The organism is Pantoea coffeiphila (assembly GCF_016909495.1).
GTDB lineage: Bacteria > Pseudomonadota > Gammaproteobacteria > Enterobacterales > Enterobacteriaceae > Erwinia > Erwinia coffeiphila.
Genome location: NZ_JAFBFW010000010.1, coordinates 99,705 through 119,989, shown reverse-complemented (window position 1 = coordinate 119,989; position 20,285 = coordinate 99,705). Strand labels below are relative to the sequence as shown.

The 20,285-nt window shown below is 39.3% G+C and carries 19 protein-coding genes; 9 read left to right on the top strand and 10 right to left on the bottom strand.

All coding sequences use genetic code 11. The features are described 5' to 3' along the window. Nucleotides 1-39 precede the first annotated feature (39 nt). From spoT to gmk, 3 genes are read right to left on the bottom strand one after another with little or no spacing between them, the layout of a single operon-like run. Nucleotides 40-2,157, bottom strand: coding sequence for a bifunctional GTP diphosphokinase/guanosine-3',5'-bis pyrophosphate 3'-pyrophosphohydrolase (spoT, locus tag JOE09_RS24025; protein WP_105594421.1), 2,118 nt, complete (start codon nt 2,155-2,157; stop codon nt 40-42). A gap of 19 nt (nt 2,158-2,176) precedes the next feature. Then, complete coding sequence (rpoZ, locus tag JOE09_RS24020; RefSeq protein ID WP_105594422.1) at nt 2,177-2,452, bottom strand: DNA-directed RNA polymerase subunit omega; 276 nt, start codon at nt 2,450-2,452, stop codon at nt 2,177-2,179. Between the two features lie 53 nt (nt 2,453-2,505). Further along, complete coding sequence (gmk, locus tag JOE09_RS24015) at nt 2,506-3,129, bottom strand: guanylate kinase (RefSeq protein WP_105594423.1); 624 nt, start codon at nt 3,127-3,129, stop codon at nt 2,506-2,508. A 259-nt stretch (nt 3,130-3,388) separates the two neighbouring features. On the opposite strand from gmk, the gene ligB reads away from it, so the two are divergent. After that, entirely contained in the window at nt 3,389-5,065 is a 1,677-nt protein-coding gene (gene ligB / locus JOE09_RS24010) for an NAD-dependent DNA ligase LigB (protein WP_205067607.1), read from the top strand. An 11-nt stretch (nt 5,066-5,076) separates the two neighbouring features. Here ligB and JOE09_RS24005 read toward each other — a convergent pair whose 3' ends face one another. After that, the gene (locus tag JOE09_RS24005; RefSeq protein ID WP_205067606.1) at nt 5,077-5,694 is read right to left on the bottom strand and encodes a trimeric intracellular cation channel family protein; all 618 of its coding nucleotides are present in this window, start codon (nt 5,692-5,694) and stop codon (nt 5,077-5,079) included. Between the two features lie 768 nt (nt 5,695-6,462). Here JOE09_RS24005 and JOE09_RS24000 point away from each other — a divergent pair. Next, nucleotides 6,463-7,107, top strand: coding sequence for a response regulator (locus JOE09_RS24000; protein WP_205067605.1), 645 nt, complete (start codon nt 6,463-6,465; stop codon nt 7,105-7,107). A gap of 485 nt (nt 7,108-7,592) precedes the next feature. Here the strand turns inward: JOE09_RS24000 and JOE09_RS23995 are convergent, their stop codons facing one another. Then, complete coding sequence (locus tag JOE09_RS23995) at nt 7,593-7,931, bottom strand: zinc ribbon domain-containing protein YjdM (RefSeq protein WP_205067604.1); 339 nt, start codon at nt 7,929-7,931, stop codon at nt 7,593-7,595. Between the two features lie 317 nt (nt 7,932-8,248). On the opposite strand from JOE09_RS23995, the gene JOE09_RS23990 reads away from it, so the two are divergent. The 7 genes from JOE09_RS23990 to JOE09_RS23960 all read left to right on the top strand — a co-directional run bounded on the left by JOE09_RS23990 (nt 8,249) and on the right by JOE09_RS23960 (nt 14,975). After that, entirely contained in the window at nt 8,249-9,106 is an 858-nt protein-coding gene (locus JOE09_RS23990) for a DUF6387 family protein (RefSeq protein ID WP_033631362.1), read from the top strand. Between the two features lie 92 nt (nt 9,107-9,198). Beyond that, nucleotides 9,199-9,396 (top strand): helix-turn-helix transcriptional regulator, encoded by a 198-nt coding sequence (locus tag JOE09_RS23985; RefSeq protein ID WP_021463370.1) that lies wholly within the window; start codon nt 9,199-9,201, stop codon nt 9,394-9,396. A gap of 297 nt (nt 9,397-9,693) precedes the next feature. Continuing rightward, on the top strand, nt 9,694-10,908 hold the full coding sequence (locus JOE09_RS23980) for a tyrosine-type recombinase/integrase (RefSeq protein WP_142470231.1): 1,215 nt from the start codon (nt 9,694-9,696) through the stop codon (nt 10,906-10,908). After that, a complete protein-coding gene (locus tag JOE09_RS23975) occupies nt 10,901-12,214 on the top strand; it encodes a site-specific integrase (RefSeq protein ID WP_205067603.1) in 1,314 nt (437 codons plus the stop codon). Before JOE09_RS23980 ends, JOE09_RS23975 begins: the two co-directional genes overlap by 8 nt. Nucleotides 12,215-12,218: 4 nt before the next feature. After that, nucleotides 12,219-14,054, top strand: a complete 1,836-nt coding sequence (locus tag JOE09_RS23970; RefSeq protein ID WP_205067602.1) for a DNA-binding protein — start codon at nt 12,219-12,221, stop codon at nt 14,052-14,054. A 10-nt stretch (nt 14,055-14,064) separates the two neighbouring features. Further along, on the top strand, nt 14,065-14,472 hold the full coding sequence (locus tag JOE09_RS23965) for a hypothetical protein (RefSeq protein ID WP_096960497.1): 408 nt from the start codon (nt 14,065-14,067) through the stop codon (nt 14,470-14,472). Between the two features lie 83 nt (nt 14,473-14,555). After that, nucleotides 14,556-14,975, top strand: a complete 420-nt coding sequence (locus JOE09_RS23960; RefSeq protein WP_142470228.1) for a hypothetical protein — start codon at nt 14,556-14,558, stop codon at nt 14,973-14,975. A 51-nt stretch (nt 14,976-15,026) separates the two neighbouring features. Here the strand turns inward: JOE09_RS23960 and JOE09_RS23955 are convergent, their stop codons facing one another. The 5 genes from JOE09_RS23955 to JOE09_RS23935 all read right to left on the bottom strand — a co-directional run bounded on the left by JOE09_RS23955 (nt 15,027) and on the right by JOE09_RS23935 (nt 20,205). Continuing rightward, the gene (locus JOE09_RS23955) at nt 15,027-15,605 is read right to left on the bottom strand and encodes a DUF4755 domain-containing protein (RefSeq protein ID WP_205067601.1); all 579 of its coding nucleotides are present in this window, start codon (nt 15,603-15,605) and stop codon (nt 15,027-15,029) included. Nucleotides 15,606-15,842: 237 nt separating this feature from the next. Beyond that, on the bottom strand, nt 15,843-17,030 hold the full coding sequence (locus tag JOE09_RS23950; protein WP_205067600.1) for a relaxase/mobilization nuclease domain-containing protein: 1,188 nt from the start codon (nt 17,028-17,030) through the stop codon (nt 15,843-15,845). After that, the gene (locus tag JOE09_RS23945; RefSeq protein ID WP_205067599.1) at nt 17,027-17,410 is read right to left on the bottom strand and encodes a hypothetical protein; all 384 of its coding nucleotides are present in this window, start codon (nt 17,408-17,410) and stop codon (nt 17,027-17,029) included. Before JOE09_RS23945 ends, JOE09_RS23950 begins: the two co-directional genes overlap by 4 nt. Before the next feature lie 211 nt (nt 17,411-17,621). Continuing rightward, the gene (locus JOE09_RS23940) at nt 17,622-19,310 is read right to left on the bottom strand and encodes an AAA family ATPase (protein WP_205067598.1); all 1,689 of its coding nucleotides are present in this window, start codon (nt 19,308-19,310) and stop codon (nt 17,622-17,624) included. Between the two features lie 22 nt (nt 19,311-19,332). Further along, complete coding sequence (locus tag JOE09_RS23935; protein ID WP_021463360.1) at nt 19,333-20,205, bottom strand: DNA adenine methylase; 873 nt, start codon at nt 20,203-20,205, stop codon at nt 19,333-19,335. Nucleotides 20,206-20,285: the final 80 nt, after the last annotated feature.

The window sequence follows — 20,285 nt, the reverse complement described above, 5'->3', positions numbered from 1 at the left end:
CGGGTGAAAGGCGACAGGAGCGGATCGGCGCTCCTGTCCTCAGTTGCGGTTACGATGCACCTTGATGACATCCGGCATTACGCGGATTTTACGCATAATATTAGCCAGATGAACACGATCGCGTGCCGTCAAACGGATAAAGGCGCTGTATACGCGGCCATCTTTTTCTTCGGTATTCAGACTCTGAATATTAGAGCCCGCGGTGTTAATTGCCGCAGTCAGATTGGCCAGTGCACCCTGGTGGTTAAACATATCCACTTTGATTTCGGCAACAAATTCCTGCTCGGTAACCTTGTCCCACTCAACAGCCATGAATTTCTCAGGCTCTTTCTGATAACCGCGGATATTTCTGCAGGATTCATGGTGTACCACTAATCCTTTACCCGGGCTCACGTGGGCAACGATGGGGTCACCAGGAATCGGGCGACAGCATTTGGCAAAGGTAATCAGTACACCGTCAGCGCCTTTAATCGGCAGCTTGCTGCGCGAAGGTGTAGATGATGGTGTTTCGATCGGTGCCGTATCGCTTTGTTGAAGATTTTTAGCTACGACCACGCTCATGGCGTTACCGAGGCCAATTTCCGCCAGCAGGTCGTCCAGCGTAGCAAGCTTCATCCGCTCAAGTTCGTGTTGAATATTGGCTTCAGGGATTTCGGCCAGCTTGCGGCTACCGCCGAGAGCATGATTTAGCAAACGTCGGCCAAGGCTGACGGAGTCATCACGCTTAAGATTTTTCAGCAGTTGGCGAATTTTAGCTCGTGCTTTCGAACTGACGACAAAGTTAAGCCACGCCGCATTCGGGCGAGCGCCTGGCGCGGTAATAATCTCTACCGTCTGTCCGCTGGTCAGCGATTGCGACAGCGGGTAAGGCTGGCGATCGACTCGAGCACCAACGCAGGCATGTCCGATATCGGTATGCACCGCATAGGCGAAATCGACCGGTGTTGCTCCGGCGGGGAGTTCAACAATACGCCCTTCCGGGGTGAACACGTAAATTTCATCCGGGAACAGGTCGGATTTAACGCTCTCAATAAACTCAAAGGAGCTTCCGGCACTTTGCTGCAGTTCCAGCAGGCTTTGCAGCCAGCGCTGGGCGCGTATTTGTGCGGTTGTGCTGCTTTCGCCCTGCTCTTTATAAGCCCAGTGCGCTGCCACCCCCATCTCTGCCATCTGATCCATATCTTCAGTACGGATCTGTACCTCCACCGGCACACCGTGTGGGCCGATCATCGAGGTATGCAGTGACTGATAGCCGTTAGCTTTGGGAATCGCGATGTAGTCTTTGACTCGCCCCGGGCGCGGCTTATACAGGCTGTGCATTTGGCCGAGAACGCGATAGCAGGTGTCCATATCATGCACGATCACCCGAAAAGCGTAGATATCCATAATGGAATGGAAGCGCTGTTCTTTCAGGTGCATTTTACAATAGATGGAATAAAGGTGCTTTTCTCTACCGCTTACGCGGCAAGGGATACCGGCTTCCTGCAGACGACCGTCGATTTCAGATAGGATCTTTTGAATCATCTCTTTACGGTTGCCGCGCGCGGCTTTCACCACTTCTTTGATCACTCGATAGCGATTCGGATACAGAGCTTCAAAGCCCAGCTCTTCCAGCTCGGTTTTCAAATGGTGAATACCCAGGCGGTGCGCCAGGGGACTGTAAATTTCCAACGTTTCAAGAGCGATACGCCGGCGTTTGTCCGGACGTAAGGAGCCCAGCGTGCGCATATTGTGCGTACGGTCGGCCAGCTTGATCAGAATGACGCGGATATCCTGCACCATCGCCATGATCATTTTGCGGAAGTTCTCCGCCTGCGCTTCTTTTTTGTCGCGGAATTTTAGCTTATCAAGTTTGGATACGCCTTCGACCAGCTCAGCAACGCTTTTGCCGAACAGCTGTTCCATATCCTGATACGTAGCGGGAGTGTCTTCGATAACATCGTGGAGCAAAGCGGCCATGAGTGTTTCATGGTCTAGCTTCATTTCAGCCAGGATGCAGGCAACAGCGACCGGGTGAGTAATATAAGGCTCACCGCTGGAGCGTGTCTGTCCCTCGTGAGCATCACGTGCGACCAGATAAGCTTGCTTGAGGCGCTTTATTTGCTCCTCAGGCAAGTATTTTTCAATCAGCTGATTGAGGCTTTCAAACAGATACAAGGCGAGCCTTCAGATCCGATTAACGACGACCTTCAGCGATAGCGGTAACAGCCTGAATTTCAGCGGCTTCCTGCTCTTGCTGTTCCTGACGATCGCGGACGTCAAGGATCTGATTAGTAATCAGACCCTCTTCGATTTCGCGCAGTGCGATAACGGTAGATTTATCGTTTTCTTCTGGAACCAGTGGGTCTTTACCACCAACCTGCATCTGACGCGCGCGACGTGCGGCTACCAGAACCAGGTCAAAACGGTTACCAATTTTTTCTACTGCGTCCTGTACGGTTACGCGTGCCATAAGTGTGATACTCCACGGGTGAAGAAATGACTGGGCATCATACTGAGTTGTCCTCAGTCTGCCAATAGTTTGCTAATTAAAGCATCATGACGAGCCTTTTGACGACTCATGCGCAGACGCTCGGCGCGAATGATTGTTTTCAGATCGGACAGAGCCAGATCGAAATCATCATTCACAATTAAATAATCGTATTCGGCATAGTGGCTCATTTCGGCCACGGCCTGCTCCATACGTTTGGTAATCACCTCTTCACTGTCCTGTCCCCGCCCACGCAGGCGGCGGTCCAGCTCATCTTTTGAAGGCGGCAATACGAAGATGCTGCGCGAGGCCGGCATTTTCTGACGGATCTGCTTCGCGCCCTGCCAGTCAATATCAAGAAAAACATCAACACCGGTAGCCAGAACCTGCTCAATGGCTTTGCGGGATGTTCCGTAATAATTACCGAAAACCTCCGCATGTTCGAGAAACGCATCGTCACTAATCATGGAACGAAATTCGTCATGGTTGACGAAATAATAGTGCTCACCATGATTTTCACCGGGCCGCATACCGCGAGTGGTATGTGAAATAGAGACCTGAGTGTCGTACAACGGTTGCGTTTTTAACAGTGCCTGAATCAGGCTGGATTTACCCGCGCCGCTAGGGGCGGAAACAATATAAAGCGTGCCTTGAGCCATGATTATTCTTGATATGCCAATAAAGCGGAGTCTACTTCCTGCACAGTATACACATGTGCAGCCCTTCATGCAGCGTTTCGGCTGAGTAATGCGCCATTTTATCCGAAAACGGATAGCATCACGCAAAATTTTGCCTTGAAGCCCGGTGTTGCAGCATTAGTTTCAGCACCTGTTTCCAGAACCTTTTTTCGCAGCTCGCCAGTCTGCATTTGATGCGTTTTACTGCAGCCTGTCGGTGGTTCTGATAAGAGAGGCTGGGATGCGATTTCTGATTTTGGTGATTGGATTACTAAGTACAATTGCACAGGCACAGTGTCCGGTCTGGGCACCAGCACGGCAAATAAGTGAGATGGCCGCGTTGGAAAAGCAACTCAAGCAATGGGATGACGCCTATCATCGCCAGGGAGTGAGTTTAGTCACTGATGAGCGTTATGACGCCTTACAGTCAAGGATGCAGAGTTGGCAACGCTGCTTTCAGCCCGATAGCGGTTTACGCCAGCCTCTGTTAACCACGAATGGGAAAGCCCTTCATCCGGTTGCTCATGTGGGGGTGAAAAAGCTCAGGGATAAATTTGCTCTGGCCGATTGGATGGGAGCCCGCCGCGATTTATGGGTACAACCAAAAATAGACGGTGTTGCCATTACGCTGGTCTATCAGGATGGCAAATTGCATCAAGCGATCAGTCGGGGTGATGGCCTGCGTGGCGAAGACTGGACGGAAAAAGCCCGGCGTATAGCTGCCATACCGCAATCCATTCCGCTCCGCGAAGCACACACCGTTTTCCAGGGCGAGCTGTATTTGTTGATGACCGGGCATCAACAGAGATTGCATGGGGGAAAGAATGCGCGTTCGAAGGTTGTCGGTGCCCTGATGGCAAAGCAACCGATCAATGAGCTACGTAATATTGGATTGTTTATCTGGGCCTGGCCGAATGGCCCGAGCAATATGATGCAGCGTCTTGAGGGCATTCGCGATGCGGGCTTTCCGGATGTCAGCGCCTGGACCCGACAGGTTGAGGATGCTGATGCTGTGCAAATGTGGCGTAAGCGCTGGTTTGAAACACCATTACCTTTTGTGACTGATGGCATCGTGGTGCACAGTGAACCGGGAGTTCAGGGCAGTAGCTGGATGCCCGATCTGGGGAGTTGGGCCGTAGCCTGGAAATATCCACCGCCTGAAGTGAGTACTGAGGTACAAGCCGTGAGATTCACCATTGGGCGAAGTGGAAAAATCAGTGTGATTTTAGACCTTGAACCCGTACAGCTTGATGATAAGCGGGTGAGCCGGGTTAGCATTGGCTCTCTATCTCGCTGGCGCGAAAAAGACATCGTTGCTGGCGATCAGGTGAGTATTAGTCTTGCTGGGCAGGGAATACCTCGATTCAATCAAGTACTCTGGCGCGTAACCGAGCGCGATTACCCATCCCCACCCGATGAGCAACGGTACACTATGCTCAGCTGTTTCCAACTGACGGCGGATTGTAATGAGCAGTTTCTGGCCCGTCTTGAATGGCTTGGCGGTAAACAGGCACTTAACTTTACGGGGCTGGGGCGAAGCGGGTGGCAGCGGCTGATTCAGACAGGCAGCCTGAATCATCTTTTCTCATCGATGGTGCTGACCGAGGAGAGGTTACAATCGTCGATTGGAATGAGCCAGCATATGGCACACCTTTTCTGGCAGCAGTTTCAGCTTAGCCGTCGGCAGCCTTTTAAACGCTGGGTCAGAGCACTGGGCGTTCCGATACCCGAATCGGCATTACGGACGCTAGTGGATGACAGCTGGGAGGTACTCCTGGCACGAACGGAGAAGCAGTGGCAGCAGCTCCCGGGTGTTGGCGTGGGTCTGGCACGTCAGATTAGTGATTTTCTGAATCATCGTGACGTGCAGGAGATGATAGCCTGGTTGATGCAACCCGAACTGAGAATACGGCCCTGAGAGCTAGAGCTTCAGTGGTCGCCGTGCGGATAATTGAAAACGGGTAAACCCAGTTTGAAACGCAGTGCCAGCAGGCGTGCTATAAATCCACAAATCAGGGTGATGATGACGACTGTTTCCATGGCCAGTGCGGTTTTTAACAACAGGATATAAACCCATCCTGAGGCAAAGGCGATCCCCGCATAAAGCTCTTTTTGAAAAACAAGTGGAATACGATTGCAAAACATATCGCGCAGAACACCACCAAAGACGCCGGTGACGACAGCGCTGATAGCGGCAATGATTCCAGCATATCCCATGTCCAGTGCAACCTGTGCGCCCAGAATTGAAAAAACGACCAGGCCTAGCGCATCAAGTACGAGAAAGACCTTACGCAAATGAGGCATAAGTGGGGCGGCCAGCGTCGTGACAACCGCCGCAGCGGCGACAATCATGATGTACTCAGGGTGTTTTACCCATCCCAGAGGATAGTGACCAAGCAGCATATCCCGCACCGACCCTCCACCAATCGCGGTGACTGAGGCGATAATGATAACGCCGAACATGTCCATTTTACGGCGACCCGCAGCAAGTGCCCCGGTCATGGCTTCGGCAGTAATACCGATAATGTAAAGTACGGTGAGTAACATGGTCTGCTCCTGGGTAGAGGCCGCAAGCCTAAGGGGTTATGCAGCTTTCGGCGACTGAATTTTTCTCAGGGAGAGACGAAAGTATTAGTTTTAATAATTCTCCGAGGGATTTTAATGACTGATATGATTATAACATTTTGAATTTAAATGGTTTTTATTGGATTTTGTTTCTTTTTTTCGCAAAGGTGCATTAATAAAAATTATTCTGAATTTTATCGTATGTGAAGTTGATGGTGCATGACGCGATGTTGATTTTTCCTCGTGCTGACCCGTGTAGGAGGGGCGTAGCATATATACATGATCACGTTATTCGAATTGGTAAATGGTTGCGATAATTATTGATGTAAGTCGGCTATCGCAGAATTTTATTATTACTTGTTCGTTTTTTGATGGTTATTTTTTTTGACCTTTCTGGCTGTGTTGGGTAGAAAAATGTATACTCCTGAATTAATCTCATTAGGATGATCTTCTACGGTTAAATTAATTCTAAAGAGGTAGTCTATGCATTGATGTAATTAGTAGGCTGAGTGATTTGATGCGTTGCACTGCTACCATGGAATTATCTGGTATGCGTTTGATATTTTTTGAGGGCCCTAATCTAAAACAATTTTGTTATGATTCAGTAAATGATCAGTTATGGCTGTTTTCTCAAAGTCGTACGGTGTTAATACATGGATTTACTACAAGTTGCAGTCTGAGTGACGATAAAACGTTAACTTGTTATCGAATCATAGGGAACATTATGATGATATTTTATCGGGAGGGAGTATGCATAATAGATACACAGTAACCATATCTGATGATCATCCACATATTTTGTATTCGCTGAAGATGCTTTTTTCTGGCAATGATAAATTTCTTATCACGAATGAGGCCGTCTGCGGTAAAGACTTGTTATCTGCCCTGTCTGCCAGGCCAACAGATATTGTCATTACTGACTTCTCTTTGGGATCGGATCGTTCGACAATTGATGGTTTTACTAAATTACGAGCTCTGCACGGTCGTTTTCCTGATGTGAAAATTGTTTTACTGACCTCGCAAAAGAATACGGCGATTTTAAGAAAGGCAAGTGATTATGGTGTCAAAGCCGTTGTAAGTAAGTGCGATAGTGTGGAAGAAACCGTGTTGGCTTGTCATCATGTCGTTAGCCAGCAGGAGTGCTATTACTCATCATCCTTCAACTATCTCAAAGTGCCTTCCAGCAAAGGTAGTGAGCGAGGTAGCACCCTGACGCCCAAAGAGCTGGAGGTGGTCCGGTTGTTTTCATCAGGCTATTCGCTTGCAGAAATTGCACAGCGCCAGAATCGGACAATCAGCACGATTTCTACTCAAAAGTATAACGCTATGCGTCGCCTGGGCGTTTCCTCAAACATTGAATTAATCCGTTATGCTTATGCGCAAGGACTGATCTGAACTAAATATATCTAGAAAATATCTATTTTTCTGGAAACTATCTTTATCAATAAGAACATATTTTATTAATCATTTAATGAGATCTTAGTGTTTTATTTTTTGTGTTATTACTCAATAATGTATTTTGGCTGTTTCTAATGATTTATTTAGTATAAGCACTGTTCATTAGTTGCAAGGATGAATGCGGCAAAGGTGATTTTCCCAGGGAACAATATTTACTTTTACCTGAAAGTATAAGGCGACAAAATGAGATAGGGTTGATGCTTTATGTATTGGTGATGACTTGGCAAAAGATGCTTACTTTATAAAAAATAGTTGATAAAATTCTAATCGGAAAGGAATCGCTTTTTATAATGGAATGGTTTTAGGGCTAGAACAGTATAATTGCAAACTATTGTTGTAATATTACTGTGTTTTTTGATTTTTTCAGAAAACGCACGCATTAATACGAACAGGCCAGTAGCCTGAATGGCTACTGGCAACGATCAGCTCTTTTTAACAAATTCAGATTTCAACTTCATTGGCCCAAAACCGTCAATTTTACAATCAATATTGTGATCGCCTTCTACCAGACGGATACTTTTCACTTTGGTGCCAATTTTTAGCGGCGTTGAACTTCCTTTCACTTTCAGGTCCTTAATGACCGTCACGCTGTCGCCATCAGCCAGTAAATTACCATTGGCATCTTTAACGATAAGTCCCTCATCCGTACCACTATCAGCACCATCAGCCCAGACATGACCGCATTCCGGGCAGTTAAGCATGTCTCCATCCTGCCAACTGTATTCAGAGTGACACTTAGGGCAGGGAGGTAAAGTTTGCATGGTTGAGCCTCAAATAAATCCATATTAAAAGAAGGGTGATAGTTTACCCTCTGAAGCATCTTCTTCCTACCATAAAAAAACGCTATAAGCAGGCTTATAGCGTTAGGGTATTGATCGAACGTTCTCTTTTCTGTTAAAAATTTGATATCGCTGCAGAAAAACTACTCAATGTTCTGAATCTGAATATCGATTTCATTGTTATTTTCTTTAATAATCAGCGGGTTGATAACAACTAAAGATCTTTAAATCGATATTTACTCCCCGAATCACCCCCCGTATAGTTTACTTAAATATTGAGTTATAGACGGAGAGGATGAGTGAAAAACTGGACAACTGAACATACCAAAGAAATCAAGAAATGGTTAGATATCGACACATATCGTAAGTTCGAAGATCTCACCCTTCTACAGTTATACCACGAGCTGTGGGCCAGAACACTGTTCTTCAAAAGCTACAGGGAGGATTTTGAGGCAAAAGCCCTAATGGGATACTTCGAAAAAATTTTCAGCGGAAATCCATTCTTGATTGAGGAAAAGCAACTTGGCTATATGGCACCGGACAACCGATTGTTTCAACCGCCTCATTTCTTTCTAACTACACTTGAACGACTTGCTGAACTGAGCATCATCTCAATGCAACGGGGCACTTTTGTGTGGCATGGCGATGATAAGTATTCAATCAACGGTGAGCTACAGGAAGAAACTCTCTACGAAAGTTTACCCGACCAATTCCAAAGAACAGTCATGTTAGAAGTTGATCTCTCAAGTGGCACAGACGACGAAATTGCGGAATCACTCAAAGCGGCATTACCTCAGTGGCGTAAGTACATGGAAATACAGGAAAACCCTCTGGATTCCGTTCGCTTTGGATATGGAACCATTAAGAAGCTTATCAACTATCGAATCATCCCTATGCTCGACATTTTAGTTTGGACAAAGATTAAACAGATTCGTGTATCGGATGATCGACTGTCCAGGCTGCTTTATACCGATGATGATGATGAAAGTCAGATCAGACTTCACTATCATGTAAAGGATACCGACAGACCACTTGCCCTCAAAGCGGCCTCAGTTGACTTCATCAGGCAGTTTTATTACTTCATAAACAAGAATAGCCATTTAAAAAACATGAGAGTTTCAGACACCATGAAACTCTCTGATTCTGAAAAGAGTTAATTTCTATCATTTAGGTGTTATGAAGTTCGCTACTTTTGTTGCTGATTCATTTATATAGTAATTCCCATCGCAACTGAAATGAGGAATAAAATATGAATCAGCAGAATACTCGCCTTATTCGTTTACCAGAAGTTATCGACAGAACTGGATATGGTAAGGCTTGGATTTATCATCTTATCAATCAAAACCTATTTCCAGCCCCGATTAAAATTGGTGCTCGTGCAGTTGCTTTTATTGAAAGTGAAATTGAAAACTGGATCTTAGAAAAAATTGGGAATTCACGTAATTAAAACTGTGAGATTTAGTTATAGTGGTAATGTAAACTTTGAGGCCTAATTTAGGGTAAAATTTACAATATACTTTACAATAGTTGTAATAGATAATATTTATAAGTGTTTGCGAGAAATGACTCTGGATAACTTATGTTTTATTCAGACTGATATTAATTTCTGTAAATATTAGTTCTTTTTCTCTATTCAAATCATAGTATTAATAATAAATCTATCATAAAAATATTTGTAAAATTATAATTAATAAAATATATATCCAGAGCAATCTATTAAATGTAAAATTTAAAAGGAGGGGGTATGTGCATTTATAGTGTGAGGAAAACAATTTTCGAAAACGGGGAAAGATATTGTGTCTTAATTAATAAAAAAACATTAAAGCCATTATTTTATCCTAATATGTATCTAACCGCCAATTTTCGAAATAAAGGGCTTTCTATTAATACAATTGAATCTAATGCTAAGGTGTTAGGTTTGTTGCAGTCTTTTTTTGATGAAAAGAACATGAATATAATGGAAAGGATTTTAGGAAGAAAATTTCTTACTTCTTATGAAATTGATGACTTAACTCAATATCTGACAAAACGCCATAAGGTAAGAAAGGTTGTTAATATCAATAGTAATATTTTGAAGGATTATACTAAATATAGCAGACTAAGCACTGTTGCTAATTATTTAGAGTGGCTCTGTGAATATTTGATAAGGTATGATTACGAACGCCGTGAGGATATATCGAGGTTTATAAATAGTATTAGGGAAAGAAGACCAAGGAAACAAATAGATTTTGATTTCTATACTAAAGTTCAAAAGTCATTAAGCGATTCGCAGATAGTCAAGGTTTTTAAGTGTTTACAACCAGAATCCGAATTAAATCCTTTTAGCAAATCTGTTCAATCACGAAATGAATTAATTATTACTATGTTGTATTGCCTCGGCATTCGTGCTGGAGAATTACTCAATTTAAGAATCAGTGATATAGATTTTGAGAAAAAGATTATAAAAATAGTCCGAAGGCATGACGATATATTCGATGATAGATTAAATCAACCATTAGTTAAAACCCTCAATAGGGACTTGTATTTTTCCGATTGGTTAGAAAGTAAAATATATAATTACATGACTGGTGAAAGGCAGAAATATTCTAAAAAAAACAAACATGATTTTTTGTTTATCTGTCAAGGTAGTTTATCGAAGTGTGGTTTCCCTTTAACCATATCTGCATACGAGAAAATGATTATGAAAATAAAACGAATAGACCCAACTTTGAATGATTTTTCAGGGCATCGTCTTAGACATACTTGGAATTATGTATTTTCTAAAGAATCATCAAATCTTCGAAAAGAAGGAGTAAGTTTTGAACCTGAAGAGATTAGATCTTATTTAATGGGTTGGTCTCCAAACTCAGGGACAGTAAAGTTCTATAACCATAAATTTAATATAGAGCAGTCTAATTTATTGATGAGAAAGGTGCAGATGAAAATAGAGTATTTTTTAGGTGGAGGTCAAAATGAATAAAGCGAGATTAAAAAAGTATAATAATGATTATATATTGAGTAGTTCTGGATATGAGGTCAATACCTTTGATGATAACTGGAAAATAAGCAAAAACTGTAATCTGAATATTGCTGAAACTCTAAAATATTTAAATGAAGGGCTATATGATGGTTTTATAAAAACAATGACATATTTTGTAAGTGAGTTAAGTGATGGTTATGCGGAGCATGTGTTCCATACTTTTAACAAGATGATTAATAAACAGGTAGTAGATTATATAGATGAATCATTAATATTAAACTTCATGGCTAGGTTGGGTAAAAATCGTTTGTATCAATTCAGTAAATTAAAAGTAATGCTAAACAAATGGCACTCATTAAACTTTCCAGGGATAGATTCAAAAGTCATTAAACTATTTAATGAGATAAAAATAAAAAAATATGGCTATGGTGATGTTGTAAAAATGAGGGACCCCAATAAAGGACCTTTTAATATTGAAGAGTTAAAGTGTATTTCAAATGCTACGGAAGAGGCTTATAACACAGGGAAAATAAGTATCCATACTTACGCCATGCTAAAACTTTTATTGCATAGTGGAAGAAGGATTTCGCAATTAACAGCCTTGAAAAGGAAAGATCTATTTAATGAAAATAATATTTATTATTTGAATATACCAAGAAAAAAACAGAGAGGTGTAAATAAAGGTAGCTATAGAAAAGTTGAAATAAATGAATCGTTATGGGACACATTGCACAAAATATTAGATATCAATACTGAGATTATTTCTGATTATCTTGGATGTGAATTAAAGTATAAAAACATTGATAAAATCCCTCTTTTCTTATCAACATATAGCTTACGAAATTTAGACAGGGATATTGATATTGAACACTATTTAGAAAATGAAGATCTTCATATAACTACAGGATCAATGAATCGTGCAATAGCATCATTGTCTAAGAAAATGAAATTAGTCTCTCCAAGAACGGGGAAGATTATACGAATTAGCTCAGTCAGATTTCGATACACATTTGCCACAATGCTGGCTAAGTCCGGTGAAAGTTTAGCGTCAATTGCTATGTCTTTGGACCATTCTGGAACAGGAAGTGTAGGCTGCTATGTTCAGAATCTTCCTGATAATGTAATAGACATAGATAAAGCGATATCTAAATATCTTCAGCCTATATCTGACATTTTTTTGGGTAAACAAGCTTATGAAGGCGACATTTTGCTTAATATTTTTGTTAGCGACATTCGAGGATGTAGAACAGAAAAAAATGTATTAATTAAAGGTTGTACTGAGTGCAAACATTTTAACAGTTGGTGATATTATGAAAAATTTAATTTTTGAAAGTTCAAAGTCAAAAGCAGAAGAAAACATCAGTGATTTCATTAATTTTTGTAGAAACAAACTTAACGTCTATGGCCCAGATTTCGATTGGAATAATAATGTGTGGAAGGGGTTTTATACATTTAGAAAACTCGATGCCAAGAAAGGAATTTTAAGCCCACAGGATACATTAGATTCGGATTTTTTAGATTTTGCTAAAGCATTTATCATTTACCATCAGGCTCTTGGTAATAAAATAAAGCTTAAGGAAGAAATGAGAGCTTTAAAGCTAATCGAGAAGTCGCTTATCCAGTTGACAGGTAATGCTAAGATAACTAACTGTACCATAATGGTCTTTGATAATGCAGTAAGGATCTCAAAATCTAAATATAGTATTTCAGTTGTTGCTAAAGTTGGCAAGACATTAGAGCGCATATCAAAATTTCTTATTAACCATAATTTCGTTAAATCTTTTACCATGAAATGGGTTAGTCCTATCAGGGCTAAGAAATCAGCAGATAGGCAATCTATAGATGAAATTATTGGAAAAGATGGAAAACTTTCTGATTTAAAGGCAATGGAGGCTTTAGCGAGTATCTTTGCTAAAGAGGATCATTTGCTTAGTTTAAAAGACATTTTTACTACATCCATATTTGCTTTGTTGATGTGTGCCCCATGCAGAATAAACGAAATTTTATCTCTTTCAGAAGATTGTGAAATATTTGAGAGTGATAGTGAAGGAATCGCTCGTTATGGATTGAGGATTTATACATCTAAAGGAGCTGGGGCAGATATAAAATGGATATCTACTGCTATGGTTCCAGTTGCGAAGAAAGCTATAGCAAGATTAAGACGCATTTCCGAGCAGGCAAGAGGATTAGCTCAATGGCATGAAAATTTAAAAGAAGAAGTATTTATGACAGCGACATGTCCTAATATCAATCCAAATAAGCCTCTAACCGTCATAGAGGTGTGCCAAGCATTAGGATATGATATAACCGAAAGAGAAAAATGCAAAGATAAGTTAAGACGATTAGTTTTAAATTATGGGATAAATAACTTAATACGATATGATTTTAATTTTACATTAAAGTCATTATGGAATGAGATTCGTAGTTTCAAGCCAAAAGAATTTCCATATTTGGATCAATATTCAAAAACCAAATATAGCAATGCGTTGTGCTTGATAAATGAACATCAATTACATCCAATGAAAGACACTAATGAATGGAAATTGTATCGACCTACATATAGCTTTTTTATGACTGATATTAATAAAAACTCTGCTGTAAACAAACTTTATAAGAATATTTTTGAACGTCATGGGTTTTATGATGAACATGAAATACCCTTTTCCATGCATTCACATCAACCAAGGCATTTGTTGAATACATTTGCTAAGTTTGGCGGTATGAGTGAACTAAACATTGCAAGATGGTCCGGTAGGAGAAACATCTATCAAAACAAGTATTATGACCACACATCAAAAGAGCATATGCAATCTTTCGTTAAAGCATTGGGTATTGATGATACAAAACCTCACTCATGTCCAAATTTAGACGGGGATATTAACAAGGCATCTAAAGTCATTAAGCTTGAGAATCTAACTCATGGTGCGTATCTATTCTCTACTATTGGTTATTGTCAGCATAATTATGCCATTACTCCATGTTCAAGATACCCTGGTTTAAATTTGGAAGATATAAATTCTTCTTTGAAAGAAAAAATTGAAAAACTTATCTCAATAAATTATAAAGATAAAGAAGATGGCGTTTATGGTGCTGAAAGATGGCTTAATCATAATTTAATTCACCTAAAAGGAATAAATAATAATTAGAGAGGTTTTTATGGCGAAACATTTAACAAGAAGAGAGATTAATTATATTGTAGGTTGTATAACAAATTGGGACGATAGTAGAAATAAATTGACTTGGGATAATCTCTGTACCCTTATATCTAGAAAGTTAGGAAGGAGGCCTACTCGTCAAGCTCTAAACACACACAAAGAAATAGTTGACTCGTTAAGATTTAAGAAAAAAGTATTAAAAAGAGAAGCTACAGGCTTACAAAAGCCAGATAATCTAATCTCCGCACAGAAAAGAATAGCCACTCTCGAAATAAAAGTTAAAGAATTAGAGATGGCTAATAAAGTTTTGCATGAAGAAAATGTTAAACTAAATTATTGTTGTTATCTAAAAGGGATAACAGAAAACGAGCTAAATTCTTACTTTCCTGAAATTGATAGATGCAATTGATAGGTTATACCTATTGACTCAATGATATTTTATGGTAGATATACAATATCAGGACGATATAATTAATTGCAAGGATGCAAATTATGGAAAAACTAAATAGCATGGAACGTTTTCTAATTCTTTTTGAACGTTTCGTGAAGAAACTCGAAGAATCTGGACTATCAGAATCAGATATAATTGATAAATCTTACCTTTTTTGTGTTGGTTTCTATATCAAGTATAAAAATGACATTGATAATATAGAGTTAGCTAATAGAGATGTTGTTTTATCTTTTATGCTTACCTCTTATTACTGCTTTATTAACAATGTTGAAAAAAGAGTAATCGATGCTGATAAAATAAGAAGAATGTGTGGATTACTCATTCACTTCATCATGAAGAATAAAGCTAATTCAGAAACTGTTTTTATAACAGAAAAAAGAAAATATGATCGTTCCGTGTTAGCAAAATCATTAAGAGATAAGAATGTAAACTATATAGCGAACTATAACAAAAATGCTTAAACAGAATCTACCTCGATATAGACTCTGTTTTAAGCAAGATGTGTTTTGATTTCATGCAGCATTCAAATTCTGGTCAAAGATCTCCATCCATTGGTTAAGTTGTGCTTTGAGATCATTAATGCCCTTACGAGAATTAAAAGAATCATTACGAGGATAGAACTGGATATGCCACTCTGGTTTACGAACGTCTTTTACACGGATAAAGAGACCTGTATCAGCGATGTTTTGACTTAATGTTTTACCGTTTTCTCTGATACTGCTTAATCCAGTACCTGCAACTTCACCACCATAGGTAATGTTGTAGCTCCACTCTTTAATTTCCTCAAAAGAATATGTATTTGCTCCTTCGCTATTTTTAAGGAAAATCTCTTGTTTATTTGTGTCTAACCGGATTTCACAATCATTGAATTTATGAAGATAGATCCCATCATTGTTTTCATTTAGGTAATTGAATGTCGCATCATTGTTTTTCCTGACAATATATTTACCAAAAGCTGTTGCACATAACATAGCGCTGATAAAAAAAATGGGAACCCAATATACTGACATCACTTTAGAACCCCCAAAGTAAGCAACAATAATAGGGAGTGCAATCGCCAGCAATACACGCTTCATCATGAAGAATTTCATACGTTTGTTCCTGTATGATATAACGATATTGTAAATAGGCTAGTAAAATCAATCTATTAGCCGATAGTTCCTTCAAAGTACATTTTGTACAAAGCTATAAAGTTATCAAATCATTTGTACCGATCGATATTTTCATCCTGATAGGTTTCGCCTATCATATGTAATTAATCGATCGATTGTGACGATCGATTAATTATACTAAAATCAATTGCATAGCTGCTTTCAGCAAAAATAATGCTAAATTTTCGACCTAAAAACGTTTGATTTTATAGTTTTTTCAACAGCAGAAAGAGGGGTATTGTGTATATAAAGGGGGGTAGCCGAAAAAATCTTCGGAGGCTGTTTAAACGCCCTTAACAATGGATTACGTAGTTTTTTGAGGGTGATGACTATTGTGTCTATAAAAGGAATGGTTTCTATCCATCGCATCGCTACGTCCACATAGCTTTTACCTGTGGTTTTAACTTTCTCTTGATAGATATCATCTACTACAGGCAAGACAGATAAAGGAAGCAGGGTGTTTTCTGCATCTATACCACCAAAAAAACTTACGGCATCAGCTTTCACTATCCTGATAATTTCTTCTGGGTTGGTTGCATTGAAGGCAATGGAAGCTTTTCTGTCATCTACGGCAAGGGGAGCAATGATGATGAACGGCTCTAAGTTTTTCCATGAATACTTTTTACCTAATTGGGATGCCTTGAATGAAATGTTGGCGTACTCAAACGAAAAACCGTTCATTTTTCCGGTTGAAGCCCTGTTGGGAATTGCTTTTATCTTTTGTGCTGCAAGCTGCTGCACAAACTCATCTTCTGAAATCTTGCTGGTTATGAGCGTATCTATAGCTTCTTGTATGATTGTTTTTGGGCATTTTTTGCCAGTTCTTTTCTCCTGCATCGCTTCATTACGTGATTTTTTACGTTTTACTGGTGATGAAGAGGGTTTTAGTGCATCAGCACCTTTGGTTTGTGTTAGCTGGTAGTCTTTTTCAAGATCCTGGATGATACGGGTGCTGATAAGGTTCTCATTTTTACCTAAGTAGAGCTTCCCGGATGTTGCATCAATGCGGCTTGCTACTATATGGATATGTTGGCCATCTTTATCATCATGAAGCACGTATGCACGTAAATGCGTTTCAGAGAAGCCCATACGCTTCATATAGTCATCGGCTAACATTTTCCATCGTTGTATAGATAGACTCTCACCAGCAGGCAGACGCAGAGAATTGTGCCATACAGGTTTACTGACATCGGAGCGCAGGAGCTTCGTAGCGTTGAACTCTGCACTTAGTGCTTCTGCGAAGCTTTCTATCACATTGCCACCAACCACACTCGGATCTAATTTGTGGTGCGAAGCAGGTTTTAATAAATAAGAAATTAGCCCGTTAAAGGTTTTTCCTCTTTTGATTTTTTGCATCCCTTTCATTCATTTCTTTCTCCCCATAGATCTGCACCAACAAGATTTATGCGAAGCTCAGAGATCTGGCGCTTCACTGCGAATAGTTCTGTTTGCGTCAGAGAGCTACCCTGGCTTTTGTTATCCAGATGAGCGACAAGCTTGTTCAGCTTCTGTGAAATTTCGCTCAGAGATTTCCAGGCTTCTAAGTTGATGGCAGGAACGGACAAAGGAAGCTTATCCAGGGACGCTAAGCGAAGCCACTCTCCCTTGCTTTTATCACCGCGTTTCGTGTCGAGAAGCTGTAGTTCTTCATGGTTGAATCGGGCGCTGACACAATGAGTACGCAATGATTTAGCTGGGACTTTGTTGTTTTTCTTACAGAATGGTAATCCTATAGTTTCTTTCATAGAAGCTCCTTTTCGTATATTAGGTTTTGTATTACTTTTATTGTGAGCAATTCCGTTGCAGCACTTTGTACATTTATATTTCAAAAATGTGATATGTCAATATTTTGAATTTGACCCGGCTCTTCTTTTTCAACCGTAGGGCGAAAAACAAGGGAACTCAAAGAAGCGTAGCTTCGATGAGTTAGCCCTTGCTTAAACAGATATTGATTTTTTAGTCTTGGGCTATGCTGTTAAAATCTGTAGTCCATTTTACATTACTAATATTGTTTTGTATCATGACTTTATAAAAAAGTTGCTTTAAACCGTTGTAAAAGAACTCTAATTCCTTTTGGTTTTCAGCCCTGACAATCCAATTTCTTGTGATCATCGTAAAGTAATTTCTATGGTCATTAAATAATTTTTTGTATTTAGCTCTTTTGTATCCATGAGTAGACTCACTATTTTCTTTCATGGATTCATATTGCATTTTTATAGTGTTTATTAATGGTTGAATTTCTGTGAGATAATAATCTTTCGTAAAACCAAGGTTATATATATCAGGATTACGCCAAAATGAAGCATCATCTTCTTTTAGAACGGTCTCACAATGTTCAAGGATAAATTCCTCTGGGGATTTTTTCCCAGGGAGAGAAATTGTGCTTTTTCTTACATCACCTTGATGATCACCGTCATATATACAAATAGACTTTAATGATGTCTCCATAAGAAATGGATCATCGAAAATAGTTTTTAAATTGTTGGCACCAATAGAACAATCTACGAGATGGAAACAATCTCTTACTGCTGCTAATTCAGGCCTTTTTGACGTCCAGTAGTTAAAAATCTCATTAAATAAATAGCGTGCCTCTGGGTCTTCGGTAAATACAGGTATTTTGTGTCGACTGTAAGTGCTATCCTTGCTTTTGTTTTGTAAAAACATTTTTATTTTTATATAGCTTGGGTCTTCTAAACTTATTATATTACTATGGTCATTAATCAAATATGTTATTTTTATTTTTGAATTAGAAGAAAATTTTAATAATGATAGGCTATGCGTTGTTAAGAATATTTGTATTTTATATTCCTTCGCATATTCGTTCATCTTTTCTAATAATTTAGTTTGCAAATATGGGTGAAGAGTAGCATCAAATTCATCTATAAGGAGAATGCTTTCTTTGTCATGAATCGATTCGGTCAATGATTGGTAATAGAATCTTAGGCTTACCAAAGCTTTTAATATGATAAAAAGGTTATCTTCCCCGGAAGAGATAGTGTTCGAATCTATATCAGGATTATTCGTTTTGAATTCTGGGCCGGACTTAAAATCATTAATACTATTAGATGCTATATTACTAATTTCGAAACCTAAAAACTCCTTATATATATTCGAGATCAAATTATTATATTCATCAGGAAGGTTAGATCTTTGGATAGATATATCAGAGTCTTTTGTTTCTCCGATTGGGAATAACCTTGATAAACCTAAATAAATTACGGGTCTTGAAGGAAGTGATTCTTTTGGCTTCCCTCTCGAATACATTGGTTTTAGAGCGTATCGTTGAGCTAAATTATCATCTTTAGAGTTATGCTTTCTAAAATCAAGGGTTTGATCATCTAAATAATTTACACTAAATAGCTTACCTTTAATACCATCTGCTGGATCAGTATATTTTGAATCTTTAACAATGGCTTCCATTTTAGGGTTAGCTATTTTATTTATATCTTTTATTATTTTTATGCACTTACTATTTATATGCGGGTTAGATCTTGCGGTAGGCATTTGAAATGCATTGCTTATTAGATGAAGTAATGTTGTTTTACATGCGCCGTTAGTGCCAGAAATCACGTTTAGATGACTGTCGAAGGAAAGATTTATCCCTTTGAGCTTTTTAAAACTAACAAAATCTATATTCTTAATCATTTTATCCTACCATTCTATAAATTTAAGAAACGGTCTCTTTAATTTTTTTCTTCCCTAACTCCACGGATGGAATTTTTAGATTCTTTGAGAAAATGATTACTTCTGAGCCAACTCTTTTAGATTGTGCTGAATATTGCAGATCAAAATCAATTATTGTTTGTCCCTTGTATATCTCTTTGATTTGCTCCGTGTTGTCATAGGTTGCAATCCAATGCAAGATTGGCATCTTTAAGAGTTGATTTTTGATGTCAACATGATCCTGATGTTCATAGAAGTTTCTATAAAGTTCCTGTCCTTTAACATAATAAGGAGGATCTAAATACATAAGCGTATTTTCATGCGACTTTATGCTTAAATCTATTAGTAAATCCAAGGTGTCCTTGTTCTGTATTATTATCCTATCTTTATATGCTGCTATTCTTTTTATTCTATTAACTAAGTCTTCTTTGTTGAATCTTACGTCAAGTTTCCATTTACCAGCTTGAGCCTTTCCACCAATAACTCCGGCATTCAATATTCCAGAACGGTTTGTTCTGTTCATAAAAAATGCAGCAAAGCCTAATGAAAGGAGATCATCATAGCTGTTTGCGCTTAATATTTCCTTTTGCTCGTACCAAGTATTCATTGAAACTTCTGTCTGATGAATTTTTTCACAAAATTCTTCACAATTATTTAAAATTGAGTGCCAGAATGAATATATGGCCGGATCATAATCGTTAATCGTAACTTTATGGACATATTCTTGCATCAAGAGTTCGAGTGCGACACCAGCTCCACCAGCAAAAGGTTCAATGTAATGGCAATCCAAAAGGGAGTTATGCTTGATAATCCCTTTTAAGTAATAAGCAAGCTTACCTTTACCGCCTGGATATCTTAAAGGTGTATAGAATGCCATTTTTTACCGTTGATTAAGTATGATTTTTAGTCATTATAACATATCCATTTGTGTGTGGCACCCCTCGCTTGAAAGGCGAG

What these genes read in the sequence shown, in the direction of transcription:
- JOE09_RS24005 (WP_205067606.1), bottom strand. Translation starts at nt 5,694, where the DNA reads ATGTTACTCACCGTACTTTACATTATCGGTATTACTGCCGAAGCCATG.
- JOE09_RS23985 (WP_021463370.1), top strand. Translation starts at nt 9,199, where the DNA reads ATGAATCAGCAGAATACTCGCCTTATTCGTTTACCAGAAGTTATCGAC.
- JOE09_RS23995 (WP_205067604.1), bottom strand. Translation starts at nt 7,931, where the DNA reads ATGCAAACTTTACCTCCCTGCCCTAAGTGTCACTCTGAATACAGTTGG.
- JOE09_RS23975 (WP_205067603.1), top strand. Translation starts at nt 10,901, where the DNA reads ATGAATAAAGCGAGATTAAAAAAGTATAATAATGATTATATATTGAGT.
- rpoZ (WP_105594422.1), bottom strand. Translation starts at nt 2,452, where the DNA reads ATGGCACGCGTAACCGTACAGGACGCAGTAGAAAAAATTGGTAACCGT.
- JOE09_RS23940 (WP_205067598.1), bottom strand. Translation starts at nt 19,310, where the DNA reads ATGATTAAGAATATAGATTTTGTTAGTTTTAAAAAGCTCAAAGGGATA.
- JOE09_RS23935 (WP_021463360.1), bottom strand. Translation starts at nt 20,205, where the DNA reads ATGGCATTCTATACACCTTTAAGATATCCAGGCGGTAAAGGTAAGCTT.
- JOE09_RS23965 (WP_096960497.1), top strand. Translation starts at nt 14,065, where the DNA reads ATGGCGAAACATTTAACAAGAAGAGAGATTAATTATATTGTAGGTTGT.
- gmk (WP_105594423.1), bottom strand. Translation starts at nt 3,129, where the DNA reads ATGGCTCAAGGCACGCTTTATATTGTTTCCGCCCCTAGCGGCGCGGGT.
- JOE09_RS24000 (WP_205067605.1), top strand. Translation starts at nt 6,463, where the DNA reads ATGCATAATAGATACACAGTAACCATATCTGATGATCATCCACATATT.
- ligB (WP_205067607.1), top strand. Translation starts at nt 3,389, where the DNA reads ATGCGATTTCTGATTTTGGTGATTGGATTACTAAGTACAATTGCACAG.
- JOE09_RS23980 (WP_142470231.1), top strand. Translation starts at nt 9,694, where the DNA reads ATGTGCATTTATAGTGTGAGGAAAACAATTTTCGAAAACGGGGAAAGA.
- JOE09_RS23955 (WP_205067601.1), bottom strand. Translation starts at nt 15,605, where the DNA reads ATGAAATTCTTCATGATGAAGCGTGTATTGCTGGCGATTGCACTCCCT.
- JOE09_RS23945 (WP_205067599.1), bottom strand. Translation starts at nt 17,410, where the DNA reads ATGAAAGAAACTATAGGATTACCATTCTGTAAGAAAAACAACAAAGTC.
- JOE09_RS23960 (WP_142470228.1), top strand. Translation starts at nt 14,556, where the DNA reads ATGGAAAAACTAAATAGCATGGAACGTTTTCTAATTCTTTTTGAACGT.
- JOE09_RS23950 (WP_205067600.1), bottom strand. Translation starts at nt 17,030, where the DNA reads ATGAAAGGGATGCAAAAAATCAAAAGAGGAAAAACCTTTAACGGGCTA.
- JOE09_RS23970 (WP_205067602.1), top strand. Translation starts at nt 12,219, where the DNA reads ATGAAAAATTTAATTTTTGAAAGTTCAAAGTCAAAAGCAGAAGAAAAC.